We start from the raw sequence: 18,762 nt of genomic DNA, 5'->3' as shown, positions 1-18,762 counted from the left end.
CAAATCAAAATCAAGCGCAAGCTAGGACAGATGCTTCAAGAATTTGTATTACAAGGCGGTAAGTGACTACTTTGTAACGTGATTTGCTCTATTTGTCCGGTCAACCGGCGCCGCCGACTGTCAGCCCGTCAATACGAAGCGTAGGCTGTCCGACACCCACGGGCACGCCCTGTCCGGCCTTGCCGCAGGTGCCGACGCCGGGGTCCAGCTGCAGATCATCGCCGATCATGGAGATCTTGGTCAGCGCTGTCGGACCGTCCCCGATCAGGGTCGCGCCTTTGATCGGCTCGCAGATCTGGCCGTCCCGCACACGATAGGCCTCGGTGCAGCGGAACACGAATTTGCCCGAGGTGATGTCCACCTGACCGCCGCCGAAATTCTTGGCGTAAACACCGTCCTTCAGGCTTTCCAGAATTTCGCCCGGATCGGTATCGCCCGCTTCCATGATGGTGTTGGTCATGCGCGGCATGGGCGGGTGGGCGTAGCTCTCGCGGCGACCATTGCCCGTCGGCTCCACACCCATGAGGCGCGCATTCTGGCGGTCCTGCATATAGCCTTTGAGAATGCCGTCCTCGATCAGCACTGTGCGACCCGTCGGCGTGCCTTCATCGTCAAAGCTCAGCGAGCCGCGGCGATCCGGAATGGTGCCGTCATCAACAACCGTCACGCCCTTGGAAGCGACTTGCTGACCGACCTTGCCGGAGAAGGCGGAGCTGCCCTTGCGGTTGAAATCGCCCTCAAGGCCATGCCCCACGGCTTCATGGAGCAAGATCGCGGGCCAGCCCGGCCCCAGCACGACCTGCCATTCACCAGCGGGCGCATCGACGGCTTCAAGATTGACCTTGGCCACGCGCAGCGCTTCATCCGCGAGGTTTTTCCAGGCGCCGGGCGCGATCCATTGATCAAATGCGGCGCGACCGCCCGCACCGGCCGAGCCGGTTTCGCGGCGGCCATTGCGCTCACAGGTGACAGAGACATTGACCCGCACCAGCGGGCGCACTTCGGTGCGCACATCGCCGCCTGTGCGCACAATGCCGATCACGCGGCGGGATGCGGACACGGAGGCCGACACCTGCACGACTTCAGGATCGCTGGCGCGGCAATACGCGTCGATCTCGGCGAGCAGCGCCGACTTGGCCTCAAATCCCGGCTGCGCGATGACGTCCACATCTTTGTAGAGGGACTGGTTGGCGCGCGCGGGAGAGGGAGCCATCACCGCATCGCGCCCTTGCCGGGCAGCGCTGGCGGTTTCACCGGCGCGCTTGAGCGCGGCCAGGGTGGGATCAGAGGAATGGGCGAAGCCGGAGGCCTCGCCAAAAACGCCGCGCAGGCCAAAGCCGCGCTCGGCGTCGAAATTGGCGACTTTCAGCCGGCCATCATCAAACGCCAGGCTTTCCGCCGTAGAGGTCTCCAGAAACAACTCGCCGTCGTCCGCACCCACAAGCGCCGCGTCGAGCACGCGGCCCGCATCATCGGCGTCAAATTCGAAAGCGGAAAACGGATCGGTGGTCATGACAGCTCCTGCGCATGGCGGTAGGCTGTCATACATAGCCCTTGAGAGGTATGAGTGCGAGGGGCGCGGACAGGTCGTCCCGCACCAATCAGCCTTGATGCCAGATGAACCGGCCCGGTTGGGCGGCCAGCGTCATGTTTTCGGGATCTTGCTGGGCGGCCTGGTTATAGGCGGCGTAGGCGTCTTCAAACCGGCCCAGCGTCTCCAGCGCGATCGCCGTGTTGAAAGCCGTGAGCGCCGGGCTGGCGCCCAGCTCTCCGGCCTGACGTGCGGTCTCGATCGCCTGCTGAGCGGAACCGGTGGTGATTTGCGCCGCCGACAGGTTCAGCCAGGCTTCCGCCAAATCCGGCGCCAGCTCGACCGCTTCTTCAAGGTCTGAGCGGGCCTGAACGTTCTGTCCGCGAGCCAAAAGCATGACGGCGCGATTGGTGAGGACGCGTGCGCGCGTTTCGCCACTCACAGAGGCGTCGCGCAGCAGAAGATCGCAGGCGCCCAGAGCGCGTCCGGTCGCGCCGGCCTCGCGCGCGCCCGCTTCGCACTCATATCGGGCGTCAGTCTCATAAGTCGCGGCTTGTTGCGCTTGACCCAGGGCGCGGCCGGAGAAGGCGAATGAGACCGCAACCGCCAGAAGAGCCGCCATGGCCAGCCCGCACGCGCCTCCGGTGAGGGCTTGCATGAGCGGTTTGTTCTGGCGCGTCTGAAAACTGTGTGTCGACATTAATCTGGCCCCCTCAGACTTGATAATGAACGACAAGGTTAGCAAAGCCTAAATCAGCGGGCCAGACATTCGTGCGCACAAGGAGGTGGAAAAAGGGCGCCAAGTGCGACAAAAAGGCGCTTAAGCTCGATTGGCTCGCTTGTGATTGCAGTCTATATCGTGCGCAACGAGCACTGTGGCGACGAGTCGCTACATCTGGCGTTTGAGCGTATCTCGCAAGACGTCGCCAATTGGACGATAGAACCAGGATTTTGGGGAAATTATGCGATTCTCGGCCATGCTGGGCGCCTTCGCCGCCCTTTGTTTAACGACCGCCGGCGCTTCGGCGACCGTGATCGGCGCGCCGATCGACGGTAATCTGGGGCTGCAGCAAGCTGTCACCCCGGTGAAGGAAAACATCGATGTTTTCCACACCATGGTGTTGTGGATCATCACCGCTATCACGCTGGTCGTTCTCGGCCTGCTGGTCTGGGTGATGGTGCGCTACAACCGTAAAGCCAACCCTGAAGCCAAGAAGTTCAGCCACAATACGCTGGTCGAGGTGATCTGGACGGGCATTCCCATCCTGATCCTGGTCGTCATCGCCGTGCCGTCCTTCAAGCTGCTCTATCTGCAAGACGTCATCCCCGAGGCGGATTTCACGATCAAGACCACGGGCAATCAGTGGAACTGGACCTACACCTATCCCGACCATGGCGGGTTTGATTACGTCGCCAACATGGTCGCCGATGAGGATATCGCGACACACCCCTATGCGGCGCTGCGCAACCTGACCACCGACCTTCCCGTCGTGGTGCCGACCGGCGCGACTGTCCGTGTCGAAGTCACGGCGTCTGACGTCATCCACAACTGGGCCATGCCCGCCTTCGGCATCAAGATGGACGCCATTCCGGGCCGCCTGAACGAAACCTGGTTCACCGTTGATGAGCCGGGCATCTATTACGGCCAGTGCTCGGAGCTGTGCGGCCTGCTTCACGCCTTCATGCCGATCGAAGTGCATGTGGTGCCTGAAGAGGTGTTCAACGCCTGGGTCGAGGCGGCCAATGAAGACCCCTACACCGCGCCAGAAGTTCTGGTGGCCTATTATGACGACGTGCGTGGCGGTGCTCGCCTCGCTTCTGTCCAGTAAGGAGAGATCAGATGTCAGACGCTGCTGCGCATCACGACGATCACACCCCCAGCATCTGGGACTGGAAGCGCTGGGTGTATTCCACCAACCACAAGGACATCGGCACGATGTACCTCATCTTCGCGATTTTCGCGGGGGTGATCGGCGGCGCCATGTCCGGCCTCATCCGTTGGGAGCTCGCAGAGCCCGGCCTTCAGGTCTTTAACAACGGCTTCTGGGGCAACGAGCATAACTACAACGTCATCACGACCATGCACGGTCTGATCATGATCTTCTTCATGGTCATGCCCGCCATGATCGGCGGTTTCGGCAACTGGTTCGTGCCGCTGATGATCGGCGCGCCGGACATGGCCTTCCCGCGGATGAACAACATCTCGTTCTGGCTGCTGCCCTTCTCCTTCATCATGCTCATCGGCTCGATGTTCGTGCCGGGCGCAGGCGGAGATGACGGTTTCGGCGGCGGCTGGGTGATGTATCCCCCCTTGTCGACATCCGGGCATAACGGCCCAGCATTCGACATGGTGATCTTCTCGCTGCACATCGCCGGCGTCAGCTCGCTCCTGGGCTCGATCAACTTCATCACCACGATCTTCAACATGCGCGCGCCGGGCATGACCCTGCACAAGATGCCGCTGTTTGTGTGGTCGATGCTGGTGACCGCCTTCCTGCTGCTGCTCTCGGTTCCGGTTCTGGCCGGCGCCCTGACCATGCTGCTGACGGACCGGAACTTTGGCACCACCTTCTTTGATCCCGCCGGCGGCGGCGATCCGATCATGTACCAGCACCTGTTCTGGTTCTTTGGTCACCCGGAAGTGTACATTCTGATCCTGCCCGGCTTCGGCATGATCAGCCACATCGTGTCCACCTTCTCGCGCAAGCCGGTCTTTGGCTATCTGGGCATGGCTTACGCCATGGTCGCCATCGGCTTCATCGGCTTCATCGTGTGGGCGCACCACATGTACACTGTGGGCCTGAACGTGAACCTGAAAGCCTATTTCGTGGCCGCCACGATGATCATTGCGGTGCCGACCGGCATCAAGATCTTCTCGTGGATCGCCACCATGTGGGGCGGCTCCATTCAGTTCCGCTCCCCGATGATCTGGGCGATCGGCTTCATCTTCCTGTTCACCGTGGGCGGCGTGACCGGCGTGATGTTGTCAAACGCCGGCATCGACCAGTCGCTGCACGACACTTATTATGTGGTGGCGCACTTCCACTACGTGTTGTCGCTGGGTGCGGTGTTCTCGATTTTCGCCGGTTTCTACTACTGGTATGAGAAGATTTTTGGCATCAAGTTCAACGAGACGCTGGCGAACATTCAGTTCTTCTTCTTCTTCGTGGGCGCCAATCTGATCTTCTTCCCGCAGCACTTTCTGGGCCTCCAGGGCATGCCGCGCCGGTATGTGGACTACGCGGACGGCTATGCGATGTGGAACATGGTCTCTTCCGTGGGCTACGTCGTCATGCTGGTCGGGATGGCCGCCTTCTTCCTGGTGCTGATCGAGTCGATCATGCGTCGCCGCCCGGCCGAGGCCAATCCGTGGGGCGAAGGCGCAACCACGCTGGAGTGGACCCTGTCCTCTCCGCCGCCCTTCCACCAGTTCAACGAACTGCCGCGCATCAAGTAGCAGTGAGTTGACGATTTGACGGAACCGGAAACGACCATCGTGACCGACCTCTCCGCTGATCTTCGCAAGGGCGGCGCTGCTGATGCAGCGCCGCCCAGCGATCCTTCGGACGCCGCAAAGCTGGCGTCCTGGCGAGACTATGTCTCGCTGATGAAGCCGCGCGTCATGACCCTGGTGGTGTTCACCGGTCTGGCAGGGTTCGCGGCCGCCCCTGTCAGCGTGAACTTTCTGACCGCCGCCATCGCCATGCTCTGCATCGCCGTGGGCGCAGGCGCGGCGGGCGCGTTCAACATGGCCTATGACGCCGATATTGACGCGATCATGAAGCGCACCCGACGCCGTCCGGTGCCCACGGGCCGCGTGCCCGCCAGCGAGGCTTATGTCTTCTCCGGCGTCATGGCGCTGGCGTCTGTCCTGTTGATGGCGCTGGCGACCAACTATGTCGCCGCCGGCCTTCTGGCCTTTTCGATCTTTTTCTACACGGTGATCTACACCATGTGGCTGAAGCGCTCGACGCCGCAGAATATCGTCATTGGCGGCGCTGCGGGCGCCTTTCCGCCGATGATCGGCTGGGCCGCCGCCACAGGCGATGTCAGCCTGAATGCGGTGCTGCTCTTTATGATCATCTTCCTGTGGACGCCGCCCCATTCCTGGGCGCTGGCGCTGTATAAATCGGGCGATTATTCCGCCGCCGGGGTGCCGATGATGCCGGTCGCCAAGGGCGCGAAATCAACCCGGCTGCAAATCCTGATCTACACCGCGCTCTATCTGGCCGCCACGGCGGGACCGATCGTGACCGGCCTGGGCGGCTGGGTTTACACCGGGGCTGTCGTGCTGGGCGGGGCGCTGTTCGCGCTTCTGGCCGTGCGGGTGTTCCTGTCGCGCGCCGGGGACGCCAACGCCGCAGAAGACGAGCTTTATGCGGTGCGCGCCGGCGACAAGGCTGCACGAGATCTGTTCGCTTACTCCATCGCCCATCTCACCTTGCTGTTCGCCGCCTTGCTCGTCGAGCATGGCGCGGGCGGCTACAAGCCGGTTCTGGCCCTGTTGGGAGGCGCATGATGAGCGACCCCGAAACGACGCTGCAATCGCCGCAGCCCGCCGCGAAGACAGACCCGCGCACGGACGCTGAGACGGTGGTTCTGACCGAAGAGCAAAAGGCTGCGCGCAAGAACCGCAATCGCGCCATAGCTCTGGGTCTGTTCGCATTTGTCGGACTGATCTTTGTGACCACGATGGTGCGTCTGGCGACCAATTATAACTCGGGAGGCTGATCGCTTATGTTTTCCAAGCTCAACAAGAACACCAAGGTCTTCGCCCTGTGCGGCGGGATCATCCTGGGCATGGTCGGCATGGCGTATGCGGCGGTGCCGATCTATGACCTCTTTTGCCGGGTGACCGGCTATGGCGGTACGACCCAGGTCGTCCAATACGATCCGGGCCAGGTGCTCGACCGCGAAGTGACGGTGCGTTTTGACGCCTCGCGCTCGCGCGACTTCCCCTGGGAGTTTGAGCCGCTGCAAAACGAAATGACGGTGCGTGCTGGTGAGACGGCGCTCGCCTTCTATCGCGCAACCAACACCTCTGATCGTCCGGTGACGGGCGTCGCCAGCTATAATGTGACCCCGTTCAAGATGGGGCCGTATTTTTCCAAGCTGGAATGCTTCTGCTTCACCGAACAGACGCTTGATCCGGGGCAATCCATGGATATGCCGGTGATCTTCTTCGTAGATCCCCTTATGGACGAGGACGCCCGGCTGGACGACATTCGCACGATGACGCTGTCCTATACGTTCTGGGAAAGCGGCGACGAGCGGGTTTATGAAACTGCAGACGCGTCCACTTCGGACGCTGAAGCCCAGTAGCGCGCAAGCGTGTGATGAATTGAATACCGGGACGGGCGCCCTTATAGAAGCCCTTGGAATTTGACCCGGAACTTACTGGCGGGAGACCCTCATGGCCGGCGCAGCCGTTAAACACGATTATCACCTCGTTGATCCCAGTCCTTGGCCGTTCGTCGCCTCACTTGGCGCGTTCGTGCTGACGTTTGGCGCGGTCGTCTTCATGAAAGGTCTGTCGACCAACGAAGAGTCCATCTTCTACTTCTTCCTGCAGCAGGGCTCTCCGGTCCTGATGATGCTGGGCTTCGCGATCATCATCTATGTGATGTTCGGTTGGTGGGGCGACATCATCAAGGAAGGCCAGAAGGGTGACCACACGCCGGTCGTCGACATCGGTCTGCGTTACGGCATGATCCTGTTCATCGTCTCAGAAGTGATGTTCTTTGCAGCCTGGTTCTGGATGTTCTTCGACATGGCGCTGTTCCATGCTGACCGGGCGGGTGCGGGCTGGACCGGCGAAGTGTTGGGCATCGACTATTCGGGCTGGGAAGCCGGCGTGCCGGGCATCCAGACCTTTGATCCGTTCCACCTGCCGCTGATCAACACGCTGGTTTTGCTGCTGTCGGGCACCACGGTGACGTGGGCGCACCATGCGCTTCAGCACGGGGACCGCAAGGGCGCGACGCTGGGCACCTTGCTGACGGTGGTTCTGGGCGTGTGCTTCACCATCTTGCAGGTGTATGAGTATACCCACGCCGCCTTTGGCATTTCGGGCAGCCTGTATGGCGCGACCTTCTACATGGCCACGGGCTTCCATGGCGCGCACGTGATCATCGGCACCATCTTCCTGGCGGTCTGCCTGATCCGTCTGCTCATGGGTCACTGGACCAAGGAAAAGCATTTCGGCTATGAAGCCGCGGCCTGGTACTGGCACTTCGTGGACGTGGTCTGGTTGTTCCTGTTCGCCTTCGTCTATGTGGCCTTCGCCGGCCTGGGCACTGTCCACGGGGTAGGCCATTAATGACTGAAACGAGCCCCTTTCTCGCCGGCCTGCTCGGGCGTTGTCCGCGCTGTGGCAAAGGGGCTCTGTTTCGTCGCTATCTCAAGGTCGCAGACGCCTGCGACGTCTGCGACCTTGATTTCTCTGACGAAGACTCAGGCGACGGCCCTGCGGTTTTCGTGATGTCTATTGTCGGCTTTATTGTCGTGCCAGCCGCTTTGGCGCTGGAACTGGCGGCTTCGCCCCCGGTCTGGCTTCACATGCTGATCTGGCTGCCTCTGGCGACGCTCCTGACCTTGCTGATTCTGCCCCCTTTCAAGGCGACCTTGTTCGCTCTGCAGTGGAAGCATAACGCCCATGAAGCCCAGCTTGATCTCGACCCGGTCGTGACAGAAAGCCAGGCTCACAAGGCGGAGACGGCCCGCAGCGACTCTGACGCGGCTTAACGTCATGGCGAATTTTCGCCCCTATCCCATCCTGACCGCTCTCATGCTGCCCGCTCTGGCTTTATTGTTATGGCTGGGCAGTTGGCAACTGGACCGGCGCGCCTGGAAAGTGGAGCTGCTGGCGCAATACGCAGCCACAGCGGACGCGCCGCCAATCTCCCTGTCTGAAGGTGTATGTGAGGGACTGGCCGAGACGGGGCGCCGAGTCATCGCGCCGCGTATGGACGCCTCGGCAGCGATCGTTCGCGTCTCGGGCCGCAATGTGCAGGGTGCGCCAGGCTGGCGTTTGTTTTCGGCTGTCGCGGCCTGTGACGGGACCGAACACGTGCTGGTGGAGACCGGGTTTGAAGCGCTTCAAACGGCCACGCGCGCCGATGACGGCGCCGTTCCGGCTCAGCCAGAAGCGCTGTCGCTGCGCTTTGAAACGCCCTTGGGCACGGGGGGTTTCACCCCACCCCCGGATGTCGCGTCCAACATGTTTTACGCGTTTGATGCAGTGGGCATGGCGTCAGTGCTGGGGATTGAAGCGGACGCACTGAACACACAGTACTGGCTGGCCCTGAGCACGGGCGAGCCGCCCGCATATCTGACTCAAACCCCGCCTGAACGGCATCTGGCGTATGCAATTACCTGGTTCGCCATGACCCTGGCTTTGCTGGCTGTTTACTTCGCGTATCATATACAGGCCGGCCGCCTGACAGGGCGCGGTGCGTAAGCTGACGGCGAAGGACAACCCAGATGGCGCTCTGGCGAGAAGACATGCAAGAGACGGTTCTGTGGTCCGAAGGGCTCAGACTGCGCCATCCTCAGCTTGAGGATTACGAGGCTTGGGCCAAGCTGCGCTCGGCCAGTCGGGCGCACACCGAACCGTTTGAGCCGGCCTGGGCGGAAGACGAACTGAGCAAGTCCGCCTTCAAACGCCGTCTGCGTCGCTATCAGACCGATATCGAGAACGGCACGGGCTATCCGTTTTTCATTTTCCGAGCGTCAGATGATGTGCTGGTCGGCGCCTGCAATCTCAATAATGTGCGCCGCGGCGTGCTGCAGGCGGCTGATATCGGCTACTGGATCGGATCGCCCTATGTGCGCAAAGGCTATGCGAGAGCCGCTGTCCGGCGGGTTCTGGGCCATGCCTTTTCCACCTTGCGCCTGCACCGTGTCGAGGCCGCGACGCGGCTCGATAATGACGCGTCGCGCCTGTTGCTGACATCAGTCGGCTTCACGCCCGAAGGGGTGGCGCGCGGCTATCTGAAAATCTACGGTGAATGGCGCGACCATCTGAAATTCGCAATTTTGACGACGGACCCCATCCGATGACCGATCCCGCCGCGCTTGGACCTTATCAAGATGCGGTGGTGGCGGCCGGAGCCTTGGCGGTGGAGATCGGGTTTCTTGATGACTCCCTGCATCTGGGGGGAGAGGCCCTGTCGTTAGGGCTGGGCGCCCTAAGCGCCGAGGGCGGCTTCCACCAGCTTCGAAACAGATTGGCGCCGGCGGACCAGCCGCGCCTCGATATTCTTAGGCGCGCCGGCCCCTGTGATGTGCGCCTGCGATTGCTCGGGGATGATCATCAGGTGCGCTATGTGCGGCTGATCGGGCAGGGCGATGGGTTGAACTGGCGGGGTCTGATGCTGCCGGCGGGCGGCTCGGCGGGGGTTCGCGCTGACTTGGATATGGAGACCGCATTGGCGGAGGCGCTGCAGGCCGGAGAGGTCTGCGCCTTTTACCAGCCTGTGGTCGACCTCACGACGCGCGCCTTGGCGGGGTTTGAAGCGCTCGCGCGCTGGGACCGCCCCGGCGTGGGCATATTGGGCGCTGAAGAGTTCATGCCGCTGGCGCAAGCGCATGGCTATATCGAAGCGGTGGGAGAGAGCGTTCGCGCCCTGGCGGCGCTGGATCTGTCCGCCTGGCATGCCGCCTATAGCGGCGCTCTGGACCTGTTCGTCACCGCCAACGCCACCGCGGCGGAAGTCAGCGCGCCTGATTTCGCGGATCGTCTGTTGGAGGCGGTGAACGCGGCGCAATTGCCTGCGGGCGGCTTCAAGCTTGAAGTCAGTGAAACCGATGTGATGGTGGATCCCGACGCCGCCGAACGCACGCTGAACGCTGTGCGCGAGCAGGGGGTGCCGATTGTTCTGGATGATTTCGGGACCGGATATTCATCGCTGGCGCGGCTCGACCGGTTCGCCTTTGACGTGGTCAAACTCGACCAGTATTTCATCCGCGCTGCGCTGACGGACGGCTCCGCCCGGTCCATCATCTCATCGGTGGTCCGGATTGCGGACAGTTATGGCATGCTGGTGGTCGCGGAAGGCGTGGAGAGCGAAGCGGCTCAGGCGCTCTGTCGTGATCTGGGCTGTGATTACGGTCAGGGGTTCTTGTACGCTCAGGCGCTCGCCCCGCAAGATGCGGCTCAGGCTGTCACAGAAGGGCTGAAAACCCGCTTTCATCCCGCCCGAAGCCTGCAAGGCTGAGCGTCTAGAAATGCCACAGCGCCCCGACAGAGCCTGAGGTCAGGGAGAGCGGAAACAACACCACGGCCAAGCCCAGGACACCCAGCACAAAGGCTTTGGCAACAGTATTGCGAGCCCGGGTGAAGCGAATATATCGCTTGCGGTGTCTTTGCAGGGACATGCGATAACCAAAACACGTCAGAGGGGAATTATTCGCCCATTGAAGGCTATTCCGCCATCAAGTCAACGGTGAATATGGCGATGAGCGATGATTACGCGTTGCCGCTGGTCGCGGTCAGAAATTCCGGTGTCACGCCCAATTTGCTGAGCGCGCGCGCCCATTTGTCTTCGGGCGTGTCGTCGAAGATCAGGCTGTGGTCTGCATCCGCCACCAGCCAGGCGTTCAGGCTGATTTCGTCTTCAAGCTGGCCCGCGGCCCAGCCCGCATAGCCGAGCGCCATCAAGGCCCGCGCCGGCGCGGCGTCAGAGGCCAGGGCGTTGAGAATCTCTTGGGTGGCGGTCAGCCCCAGATTGTCGCCCACCTGCTCGGTCGCGGGTCCGCAAGCCACATCCAGCGTATGCAGAACGAACCCGCGATCACGGTCCACAGGCCCGCCTTCCAGGACAGGGGCGTCGGTCGCCTGCGCGCCGCCCGCAACGTCCAGCTGGTCGAGAAGATCCGGCAGGCGGAACCCGGTCATCGGGCGATTGAGGATAATCCCCATAGCGGTCTCAGAATCATGCGCGCACATATAGATCACTGTGCGGTCAAACCGGGGATCGCCGATCAAAGGGCTGGCGATCAACAGCTTTCCGCCCAGATATCCAGATTGGGTATGAGGCTGTGGCGCGTCCATGGACATAGCTTTTCCCCAAGTGAGGCGATTGTCCAGCCCTGGCCGCGCTCGCGCTGTCTTGTCGCGAGGCGGGGGGCGGCTTAAGTCTTGCCAGTGTTCACAGTCCTTTTCGGAGCCTCCCCATGACCCTCAAAGTCGGCGACACCCTGCCTGACGTCACCTTCATGACCATGACCGCAGACGGCCCTCAGCCGATGAGCACGGATGACGTGTTCGCTGGCAAGCGTGTGGCGCTGTTCGCCGTGCCGGGCGCTTACACCCCGACCTGTTCCGCCAAACACCTGCCGGGCTTCATCGAGAAAGCGTCCGAGCTTCAGGGCAAGGGCGTTGACCGGATCGCCTGCACGTCGGTCAATGACGTTTTCGTCATGGGGGCCTGGGGCAAGGATCAGGGCGCGGGCGACTCTGTGCTGATGCTCGCAGACGGCAATGGCGATTTTGCTTCGGCGCTCGGTCTTGAGATGGACGGTTCGGCGTTCGGCATGGGAAAGCGCTCCCAACGCTATGCGCTGGTGGTCAACGACAAGGTGATTGAACACCTCTTCGTGGACGAGCCGGGCAATTTCGAAGTGTCATCCGCCGAGCACGTGCTGAGCGCGCTTTAAGGCAATCAGTTTTTCAAACCCCGGCCGGCGCAGCGCCAGGCCGGGTTTTGTTAGTCTGACAGGGTCGAGATTGCGTCGCGCGCCAGTTGATCGGCGCGTTCGTTCTCGGGATGGCCCGCATGCCCCTTCACCCACTCCCATTGCACGTCATGTTTTGAGGCGATGGCGTCGAGCCGTTTCCACAGATCATCATTCTTGACCGGTTTCTTGGCGGCGGTTTTCCAGCCATTGCGTTTCCAGCCATGTATCCATTTGGTTACCCCGTCGCGCACATAGGTGCTGTCGGTGACCAGCCGCACTCTGGACGGGGCTTTCTTCAGCGCCTCGAGCGACGCGATCGCCGCCATCAGCTCCATGCGATTATTGGTGGTGTCGGCTTCCGCGCCTGACAATTCCTTCTCATGGCCGTTCCAGTGCAGGATCGCGCCCCAGCCGCCGGGGCCGGGATTGCCTGAACAGGCGCCGTCGGTATGGATGAGAATGGTGTTGTCGACCAAGGCGTCCTCGCGAACTCTAGCTGGGCGTGACGGGCCATGTGCGGCCCAGATCCTCTAGCCCGGCTTGAATGAGTTCGCTCAGAACGTCCAGATCAACATCGCCAAGCTTTGACACATACAGACAGCTTTTGCCCATCTTGTGTTTGCCCAGCCGGTTCAGCAGGGATGCGTAATCGGCATAGCCGGGCATGATGTAGATGGAGAGGTTCGCCTTGCGCGGGCTGAAGCCTGTGGCGAGGAAATCGCCTTCGCGACCGCTGTCATAGCGATAATGATAAGACCCATAGCCGATCATGCTCGGCCCCCACATCACCGGCGACCAGCCGGTGACGCGTTGGAACAGGGCGTTAAGCGCGCGTCCGTCCTCACGGCGACGTTCTGGCTCCACAGCGCCGAGAAATGCATCGACGTCAGCGGAGGTGGGCTGGGTCTTGTTCTGGGTCATCTGCGCCTCCAGGCGGAGAGCTTACGCCACTTCCTTGGGCAGTTTGAAGACCACGTTTTCCTCCGCCACCCGGACCTCGCGGATATGCAAGGTGTAGCGGCGGGCGAGGGCTGACAGCAAACCCTCTACAAGCTCCTCGGGCGCGCTGGCCCCGGCGGAGACGCCCAGGCGCTCCACGCCGTCGAGCCAGGTCCAGTCGATCTCTTCAGCTTTCTGAACCAGATGGGCGGCTTTTGCGCCAGCGCGTTCGGCCACTTCCACCAACCGCACCGAGTTGGATGAGTTGGGCGCCCCGACGACCAGCACCAGATCCGCGCCTTCGCCGATCGCCTTCACCGCCGCCTGGCGGTTGGTGGTGGCGTAGCAGATGTCTTCCCTGTGCGGCGCGGCGATCTTCGGGAAGCGCTTTTGCAAGGCGGCGACAATTTCGGCGGTGTCGTCGACCGACAATGTGGTCTGGGTGACGAAGGCGATATTGTCTGGGTCTTTCGGCTCGAAGCGTTCGGCGTCTTCCACGGTCTCGATCAAATGCATCACGCCTTCGGGCAGCTGGCCCATGGTGCCGATCACCTCGGGGTGGCCGGCATGGCCGATCAGCAGGATTTCCTGACCGGATTTGTGGTGACGCTGCGCCTCCACATGCACCTTGCTGACCAGCGGACAGGTGGCGTCCACATACAGCATCTCGCGGCGAGCCGCCTCGGCCGGGACGCGTTGGGGCACGCCATGCGCTGAAAACACGACGGGGCGGTCATCGGGGCATTCATCGAGTTCCTTGACGAACACCGCGCCCATGGCCTCCAACCGGTTGACCACATGTTTGTTGTGAACAATCTCATGGCGCACGAAAACCGGGGCGCCATAACGCTCGAGCGCTTTCTCCACAATCTGAATCGCCCGGTCCACACCGGCGCAAAAACCGCGGGGAGAGGCCAGCTGGACGGTCAAAACGGGTTTGTCGATCATGGATTTCCTCTGCGGGGAAAGGCGGCGGGGCGTTGCCCTGTCCGCGCGCGCGTCGTACAGACTGCTCTAGCAGACACCGTGCGCCCCGCGAAGGGGGGCATGCCGTCCTCTGAGATGGTTCGCCATCCGAACGCCTTGAGGTTATTCATGCGCCTGTCCGTTCTGAGCCTGTCCGTCGCTGCTCTGGTCCTGTCCGGGTGCTCCACCCTGCGTGACACCATTGCGGAGCCGGACCCCAATCCGGGGCCCTGCCCGAACGCGCTGGCGCTGTATGACGCCCACCGACTGGTGGAGATCAATGGCGAAACAGCCATTTTTGAGAATGTGGGGTTCACGGGCGAAATTCTCAATGTTGCGAGCAATTGCCGCTACACCGACCGCAATGCTGACCCGATCGAGATGGAAATGGCGGTTCGTCTGGGCTTCGGACGCGGTCCTGCGGCCCAGGGCATGACCCACACTTATGAAATGTTCGTCGCCGTCACCCGAACCGACCGCGTCGTGATCGATCGTCAGGTCTATCCGATCACCGTGACCTTCGAGCCGGGCGAGGATCGGGTGGAAGTGATCGAGGAGTTCAATTCCATCTCCATTCCGCGCGTGTCGCCGACCACGTCAGGCTCCAACTTCGAAATTCTGGTGGGGTTTGAACTCACTGACGAACAGCTGGACTTCAATCGCAGCGGCTTGCGCTTCCGTGTCCGGGCCGGGCAAGACGACTAACATATTCGAGACGTTATGACTTCGATTGTCGAACAATTGACCAGCGCCGTTGGCGCTGCGTTCGAGGCCGTTGGCCTTTCAGCCGATCTGGGAACGGTGTTTGAATCCGACCGCCCCGATCTTGCCCCCTATCAGTGCAATGGCGCCATGGCGGCGGCCAAGCAGGCCCGGAAAGCGCCGCGCGCCGTCGCAGAAGACGTGAAAGCTGAGCTCGACGCCCAGCACCCGGAGCTTGAGATTGAGATCGCCGGGCCGGGCTTTCTCAACATCACGCCGGCAAGCCCTGTCTACGCGATCCGCGCCAATGGACTGGCTGAGGATGAGCGTGTGGGTGGTCGTCAGAGCGCAGCCCCCAAGCGGGTGATGATTGATTTCGGCGGTCCCAATGTGGCCAAGCCCATGCATGTGGGCCATTTGCGGTCATCGGTGATCGGCGACAGCCTGCAACGCCTGATGCGCTTTCGTGGTCATGACGTCACCTCCGATATTCACCTTGGCGACTGGGGCCTGCAGATGGGCCATCTGGTCACGGAGTTGCAGGACGAGCAGCCCGGCCTTGTCTATTACGACGCCGAGTTCACGGGTCCATATCCCGATGAGCCGCCGGTGACGATTGATGATCTGGCGCGTCTCTATCCGCAAGCCTCCGCCAAGGCCAAGGACGACCCTGAACGCAATGCGCGCTCGCGCAAGGCGACTGCAGAATTGCAGGCCGGGCGTCCGGGCTATCGGGCTTTGCTGCGCCATTTCATTACGGTGTCGATTGCGGCGCTGAAAGAGGATTTCGGCGCGCTGGGCGTGCATTTCGACCTGTGGAAGGGCGAAAGCGACGTCAATGACCTGATTTCGGGTCTGGTTGAAGACTTCAAGGCGCGCGGCGTGGCTGAAGAGAGCGACGGCGCCTGGATTGTGCGCGTCGCCCGTGAAGACGACAAGAAAGAGCTGGCCCCGCTGATCCTGGTCTCCAGCCAGGGTTCGGCGCTGTATGCGACAACCGACCTCGCAACCATTCTGGACCGCAAGCAACAGCACAATCCCCAGCTGACGCTTTACGTCGTCGATCTGGGCCAGTCTGACCATTTCGAGCAGGTTTTTCGCGCCGCTTACAAGGCCGGCCTCGCGGAAGAAGGCGCGCTGGAGCATGTGAAGTTCGGCACGGTGAACGGGACAGACGGCAAGCGTCTGCGCACCCGGGCAGGCGGTACATTCCGTTTGGCGGACCTTATCGGTGAAGCGCGCGAGCGGGCGCGGGCGCGTCTTAACGAGGCCGGGCTGGGCGCGCAGCTGACCGAAGACGAATTTGAAGCCGTGGCGCGCGCCGTCGGCAACGCCGCGATCAAGTTCTCTGATCTGCAGAATGTGCGCACCACCAATTATATCTTTGATCTCGATCGCTTTGTCAGCTTCGAAGGCAAAACCGGGCCCTATCTTCAGTACCAGGCCGTGCGGATCAAATCGCTGTTGAAGAAGGCGGGCGAGCAGGGGGTTGAACCTGGTGCTGTGACGATCTCGGACCCCGCCGAGGCGGCGCTGATCCGGCGTCTGGACGCGTTTGACAGCGCACTTGGCCGGGCCGAACGCGACCGGGCGCCGAACGTCTTGTGTGAGCACGCTTTTGGTCTGGCGCAGGCGTTTTCAGGCTTTTACGCCGCCTGTCCGATCCTGCCGGAAAAGGACGAAGCCATTCGCGCGTCGCGGCTGACGCTCGCGGGAACCACGCTCAAACAGCTCGAGATCGTTCTGGGCTTGATCGGGATCGACGTGCCCGAGCGGATGTAAAAGCACGTCAGGCCGGCGGGCATCGTACAGCGGGCGGTGAGGGTTGCGTCAGTCGTCCGCCAGCCTCCACCAGAGCTGCGGACAGGTGCTCAAAGCGCGCCGGGTCAAAAGACGGATCGTTCAATAACAGGGTGCGCAATCTCGCTGGCGGCGAACCGGGGGCGTCGAGTTCAAGCAAGCGGTCATAGGCGGCGTCGTCATCGCCCAAGGCGCGGTAAGCGTGCCAAGCTATGATGAATGAGCGGGGATGGTTCGTCATTTCCGCGGCGATCGGGAGGGCGTCCTCACGATTTCCATCCGCGCAGAGCTGATTGAGCCGTATGCCCATCTGGGCGATCCGGCCAACCTGGCTGGTTTCAAGCCGAGCCGCGACTTCCCGCGCCTCATCGACCGCGTCGACATAAAGGAACGCCCAATGGGCCTCCACCAAAGCGACGCCAAAGAAGGGGTGGTTGGCCAGGGTTTCGCGCGCAAGGGTCGCCGCAAATTCGAAGTCACGCGATTTGCGAGCATGCTGGATCAGCAGGCTTCGGTTTTGCGCATCTTCAACTGGGATAATCTGTGCCAGTCGTCGTATGACCTGTTGCGCTTCTTCGTGTCGGCCCAGCATCACAAGCGTGTTGCTGTGCTGGAAGTTGGCGTCAATATCGTACGGGCGTTCTGTCAGATAGGTATCAAGCGCCTCTCGCGCAGCATCCAGTTCAAACAATTCAAGATCTCGCGATGCCCGATAGGACGCCGCTTCAATCGGGTCGCGAGCGGCTGCGATGGCGGCATCCATACGCGCCGCATATTCCTGTCTGTAAGCCTCTCCGCTCAGGGCGTCTTCGCGCATCACCAGAGACGGTGTATTGGAATATTTGAACACGAGCGCAGAGGCTGCATGGGCCTGAGCGAAGTCCGGATCGATGGACCGCGCCCGGTCGAGCAAAGGCTGCGCCCGGGCCCAGGACTCAGAGCGCCCGGTCTGCCAGAACTCCGCCATAAGGGCCTTCCCGCGCATATACGCTTCGTAGGCGGCGATGGATTCCGTCCCCACTGAGGCCATGCGCACCAGCGTATCGGGATCAAGCGCCGTATCGAGCGTGTTCGCCACGGCTGTCGCGATATCAGACTGAAGGCTGAGTAGATGATTGAAGTCGCGGTCATAGCTCTGGGACCAGACCCGGGCTCCGTCATCCGCGCTGACAAGCGAGACCGTGACGCGGACCTGATCGCCTGCAATGCGCACTGTGCCTTCCAGAATGTTCGCTACACCCAGATGATGGGCGATGTCTTGCAGGTCTTCGCTGTCCTGGGTCGCAGAAATCGTCGCACGCCTTGAGGCGACACGCAGGTCTGAAACTCGGGTCAGGGCGCCGGTCAGTTCTTCTGACAAGGCGTCTGCGAACCAGGCTGTGTCATCTTCTGCGCTCAGGTTTTCAAACTCGAGCACCGCTACCGAGCGGTTGGCCGCGAGTGCCGTCGGCTCGCGCTCGCTCACCAGGAGCATCGTTGACACGAGGATTACAAGGCCGAGGCCGATCAGTCCCAAAACGGGGAGCACTGCTGTCTGGAACCGCCAGTGCGGTCGGTCATAAACGGGCGGATCCGTCTCCGCGCTGGCCGCGTCTGGGTTTGGCGCTCTCAGGTGTGCGCTGCTCGTGCGAGGTAGAGTTGACCCGACATCCTGTGGGACGTCTGTCAGCACATCTGAGATAAAGCGATAGCCCCGCCCATGTTCGGTTTTGATCCAGAGCGGGCGTTTTGCGTTGTCGTCCAGCGCCAGCCTCAAATCGCGGACAGCCGTCGTGAGCACCGCGTCTGAAACTGCGCGGCCCTCCCAGACCAATTCGATCAGTTTGTCCTTGGACAGGAGCTGCATGGGATGGCGCATGAGCGTGTGAAGCAGGGTGAAACTGCGACCGCCGAGCTCGAGCCTCTCGCCCTCAAGCTCGACCTCCATGCGCACAGGATCAAGACGCAGACGTCCATCGCCTGCCAGAAGCACGCCGGAGTTCGGATCGCTGCTGGTCAAATCCGTGTCTGAAGTCTCGTTCACCGTCGGCCCCCTCTGACAAGCCTGGTGTGATTGTACCGGATCTTTACGCTATTGCACCCGTATTCCGCTTCAGAAAATCAAAAAATATTCAATTAAAACAGCCTCCTATTCTTTTTCATGA

At 61.6% G+C, this 18,762-nt stretch carries 20 protein-coding genes; 13 read left to right on the top strand and 7 right to left on the bottom strand.

Going from position 1 to position 18,762, the window contains the following annotated elements; genetic code table 11:
* Positions 1-100 precede the first annotated feature (100 nt).
* A complete protein-coding gene (gene tldD, locus ACP154_RS01285; RefSeq protein WP_421857547.1) occupies positions 101-1,513 on the bottom strand; it encodes a metalloprotease TldD in 1,413 nt (470 codons plus the stop codon).
* Between the two features lie 88 nt (positions 1,514-1,601).
* Positions 1,602-2,231: a tetratricopeptide repeat protein gene (locus ACP154_RS01280; RefSeq protein WP_421857549.1), complete on the bottom strand. Its 630-nt coding sequence runs from the start codon at positions 2,229-2,231 to the stop codon at positions 1,602-1,604.
* 262 nt (positions 2,232-2,493) lie between these two features.
* On the opposite strand from ACP154_RS01280, the gene coxB reads away from it, so the two are divergent.
* The 10 genes from coxB (at position 2,494) to ACP154_RS01230 (ending at position 10,749) form a co-directional block, all read left to right on the top strand.
* Positions 2,494-3,360, top strand: a complete 867-nt coding sequence (gene coxB / locus ACP154_RS01275) for a cytochrome c oxidase subunit II (protein WP_107711313.1) — start codon at positions 2,494-2,496, stop codon at positions 3,358-3,360.
* 11 nt (positions 3,361-3,371) lie between these two features.
* Positions 3,372-4,988 (top strand): cytochrome c oxidase subunit I, encoded by a 1,617-nt coding sequence (ctaD, locus tag ACP154_RS01270; RefSeq protein WP_107711312.1) that lies wholly within the window; start codon positions 3,372-3,374, stop codon positions 4,986-4,988.
* 39 nt (positions 4,989-5,027) lie between these two features.
* Positions 5,028-6,050: a heme o synthase gene (gene cyoE, locus ACP154_RS01265; RefSeq protein ID WP_421861422.1), complete on the top strand. Its 1,023-nt coding sequence runs from the start codon at positions 5,028-5,030 to the stop codon at positions 6,048-6,050.
* Complete coding sequence (locus tag ACP154_RS01260) at positions 6,050-6,262, top strand: protoheme IX farnesyltransferase (protein ID WP_133723765.1); 213 nt, start codon at positions 6,050-6,052, stop codon at positions 6,260-6,262. Before cyoE ends, ACP154_RS01260 begins: the two co-directional genes overlap by 1 nt.
* 6 nt (positions 6,263-6,268) lie before the next feature.
* Positions 6,269-6,853 carry a cytochrome c oxidase assembly protein gene (locus tag ACP154_RS01255; RefSeq protein WP_421857552.1) on the top strand — a complete coding sequence of 195 codons (585 nt, stop codon included), beginning with the start codon at positions 6,269-6,271 and terminating at the stop codon, positions 6,851-6,853.
* Between the two features lie 91 nt (positions 6,854-6,944).
* The gene (locus ACP154_RS01250; protein WP_421857554.1) at positions 6,945-7,850 is read left to right on the top strand and encodes a cytochrome c oxidase subunit 3; all 906 of its coding nucleotides are present in this window, start codon (positions 6,945-6,947) and stop codon (positions 7,848-7,850) included.
* Positions 7,850-8,275 carry a DUF983 domain-containing protein gene (locus tag ACP154_RS01245; protein WP_421857556.1) on the top strand — a complete coding sequence of 142 codons (426 nt, stop codon included), beginning with the start codon at positions 7,850-7,852 and terminating at the stop codon, positions 8,273-8,275. Before ACP154_RS01250 ends, ACP154_RS01245 begins: the two co-directional genes overlap by 1 nt.
* 4 nt (positions 8,276-8,279) lie before the next feature.
* The gene (locus ACP154_RS01240; protein WP_421857558.1) at positions 8,280-8,990 is read left to right on the top strand and encodes an SURF1 family protein; all 711 of its coding nucleotides are present in this window, start codon (positions 8,280-8,282) and stop codon (positions 8,988-8,990) included.
* A gap of 23 nt (positions 8,991-9,013) precedes the next feature.
* Positions 9,014-9,592, top strand: a complete 579-nt coding sequence (locus ACP154_RS01235) for a GNAT family N-acetyltransferase (protein ID WP_107711307.1) — start codon at positions 9,014-9,016, stop codon at positions 9,590-9,592.
* Entirely contained in the window at positions 9,589-10,749 is a 1,161-nt protein-coding gene (locus ACP154_RS01230; RefSeq protein ID WP_421857560.1) for an EAL domain-containing protein, read from the top strand. The genes ACP154_RS01235 and ACP154_RS01230 overlap by 4 nt, the downstream gene beginning before the upstream one ends.
* Before the next feature lie 251 nt (positions 10,750-11,000).
* On the opposite strand, the gene ACP154_RS01225 is transcribed toward ACP154_RS01230, so the two are convergent.
* Positions 11,001-11,585, bottom strand: a complete 585-nt coding sequence (locus ACP154_RS01225; RefSeq protein WP_107711305.1) for a YqgE/AlgH family protein — start codon at positions 11,583-11,585, stop codon at positions 11,001-11,003.
* 122 nt (positions 11,586-11,707) lie between these two features.
* On the opposite strand from ACP154_RS01225, the gene ACP154_RS01220 reads away from it, so the two are divergent.
* Positions 11,708-12,190 carry a peroxiredoxin gene (locus tag ACP154_RS01220; protein WP_421857562.1) on the top strand — a complete coding sequence of 161 codons (483 nt, stop codon included), beginning with the start codon at positions 11,708-11,710 and terminating at the stop codon, positions 12,188-12,190.
* A gap of 50 nt (positions 12,191-12,240) precedes the next feature.
* On the opposite strand, the gene rnhA is transcribed toward ACP154_RS01220, so the two are convergent.
* The 3 genes from rnhA to ispH are packed head-to-tail and all read right to left on the bottom strand — an operon-like array spanning position 12,241 to position 14,098.
* Entirely contained in the window at positions 12,241-12,687 is a 447-nt protein-coding gene (rnhA, locus tag ACP154_RS01215; RefSeq protein ID WP_421857564.1) for a ribonuclease HI, read from the bottom strand.
* Between the two features lie 16 nt (positions 12,688-12,703).
* The gene (locus ACP154_RS01210; RefSeq protein ID WP_421857566.1) at positions 12,704-13,132 is read right to left on the bottom strand and encodes a DUF1801 domain-containing protein; all 429 of its coding nucleotides are present in this window, start codon (positions 13,130-13,132) and stop codon (positions 12,704-12,706) included.
* Between the two features lie 21 nt (positions 13,133-13,153).
* Positions 13,154-14,098, bottom strand: a complete 945-nt coding sequence (gene ispH, locus ACP154_RS01205) for a 4-hydroxy-3-methylbut-2-enyl diphosphate reductase (RefSeq protein ID WP_421857568.1) — start codon at positions 14,096-14,098, stop codon at positions 13,154-13,156.
* Between the two features lie 99 nt (positions 14,099-14,197).
* Here ispH and ACP154_RS01200 point away from each other — a divergent pair, with 99 nt between their 5' ends.
* Together ACP154_RS01200 and argS are read left to right on the top strand one after the other, a co-directional pair.
* The gene (locus ACP154_RS01200) at positions 14,198-14,821 is read left to right on the top strand and encodes a hypothetical protein (protein WP_107711300.1); all 624 of its coding nucleotides are present in this window, start codon (positions 14,198-14,200) and stop codon (positions 14,819-14,821) included.
* A 15-nt stretch (positions 14,822-14,836) separates the two neighbouring features.
* Entirely contained in the window at positions 14,837-16,600 is a 1,764-nt protein-coding gene (argS, locus tag ACP154_RS01195) for an arginine--tRNA ligase (protein WP_421857570.1), read from the top strand.
* A 7-nt stretch (positions 16,601-16,607) separates the two neighbouring features.
* On the opposite strand, the gene ACP154_RS01190 is transcribed toward argS, so the two are convergent.
* Positions 16,608-18,641 (bottom strand): winged helix-turn-helix domain-containing protein, encoded by a 2,034-nt coding sequence (locus tag ACP154_RS01190; RefSeq protein ID WP_421857573.1) that lies wholly within the window; start codon positions 18,639-18,641, stop codon positions 16,608-16,610.
* Between the last annotated feature and the right edge of the window lie 121 nt (positions 18,642-18,762).

The sequence above is a fragment of the Oceanicaulis sp. genome, from assembly GCF_965249665.1.
GTDB lineage: Bacteria > Pseudomonadota > Alphaproteobacteria > Caulobacterales > Maricaulaceae > Oceanicaulis.
The sequence above is the reverse complement of the archived record's forward strand: the minus strand, read 5'-3'. Positions and strand labels throughout refer to the sequence as shown.

Bases quoted from the DNA above. Each gene is read 5' to 3' on its own strand.
- tldD (WP_421857547.1), bottom strand. From the start codon at position 1,513: ATGACCACCGATCCGTTTTCCGCTTTCGAATTTGACGCCGATGATGCG.
- ACP154_RS01280 (WP_421857549.1), bottom strand. From the start codon at position 2,231: ATGTCGACACACAGTTTTCAGACGCGCCAGAACAAACCGCTCATGCAA.
- coxB (WP_107711313.1), top strand. From the start codon at position 2,494: ATGCGATTCTCGGCCATGCTGGGCGCCTTCGCCGCCCTTTGTTTAACG.
- ctaD (WP_107711312.1), top strand. From the start codon at position 3,372: ATGTCAGACGCTGCTGCGCATCACGACGATCACACCCCCAGCATCTGG.
- ACP154_RS01260 (WP_133723765.1), top strand. From the start codon at position 6,050: ATGAGCGACCCCGAAACGACGCTGCAATCGCCGCAGCCCGCCGCGAAG.
- ACP154_RS01255 (WP_421857552.1), top strand. From the start codon at position 6,269: ATGTTTTCCAAGCTCAACAAGAACACCAAGGTCTTCGCCCTGTGCGGC.
- ACP154_RS01250 (WP_421857554.1), top strand. From the start codon at position 6,945: ATGGCCGGCGCAGCCGTTAAACACGATTATCACCTCGTTGATCCCAGT.
- ACP154_RS01245 (WP_421857556.1), top strand. From the start codon at position 7,850: ATGACTGAAACGAGCCCCTTTCTCGCCGGCCTGCTCGGGCGTTGTCCG.
- ACP154_RS01240 (WP_421857558.1), top strand. From the start codon at position 8,280: ATGGCGAATTTTCGCCCCTATCCCATCCTGACCGCTCTCATGCTGCCC.
- ACP154_RS01235 (WP_107711307.1), top strand. From the start codon at position 9,014: ATGGCGCTCTGGCGAGAAGACATGCAAGAGACGGTTCTGTGGTCCGAA.
- ACP154_RS01230 (WP_421857560.1), top strand. From the start codon at position 9,589: ATGACCGATCCCGCCGCGCTTGGACCTTATCAAGATGCGGTGGTGGCG.
- ACP154_RS01225 (WP_107711305.1), bottom strand. From the start codon at position 11,585: ATGGACGCGCCACAGCCTCATACCCAATCTGGATATCTGGGCGGAAAG.
- ACP154_RS01220 (WP_421857562.1), top strand. From the start codon at position 11,708: ATGACCCTCAAAGTCGGCGACACCCTGCCTGACGTCACCTTCATGACC.
- ACP154_RS01210 (WP_421857566.1), bottom strand. From the start codon at position 13,132: ATGACCCAGAACAAGACCCAGCCCACCTCCGCTGACGTCGATGCATTT.
- ispH (WP_421857568.1), bottom strand. From the start codon at position 14,098: ATGATCGACAAACCCGTTTTGACCGTCCAGCTGGCCTCTCCCCGCGGT.
- ACP154_RS01200 (WP_107711300.1), top strand. From the start codon at position 14,198: ATGCCGTCCTCTGAGATGGTTCGCCATCCGAACGCCTTGAGGTTATTC.
- argS (WP_421857570.1), top strand. From the start codon at position 14,837: ATGACTTCGATTGTCGAACAATTGACCAGCGCCGTTGGCGCTGCGTTC.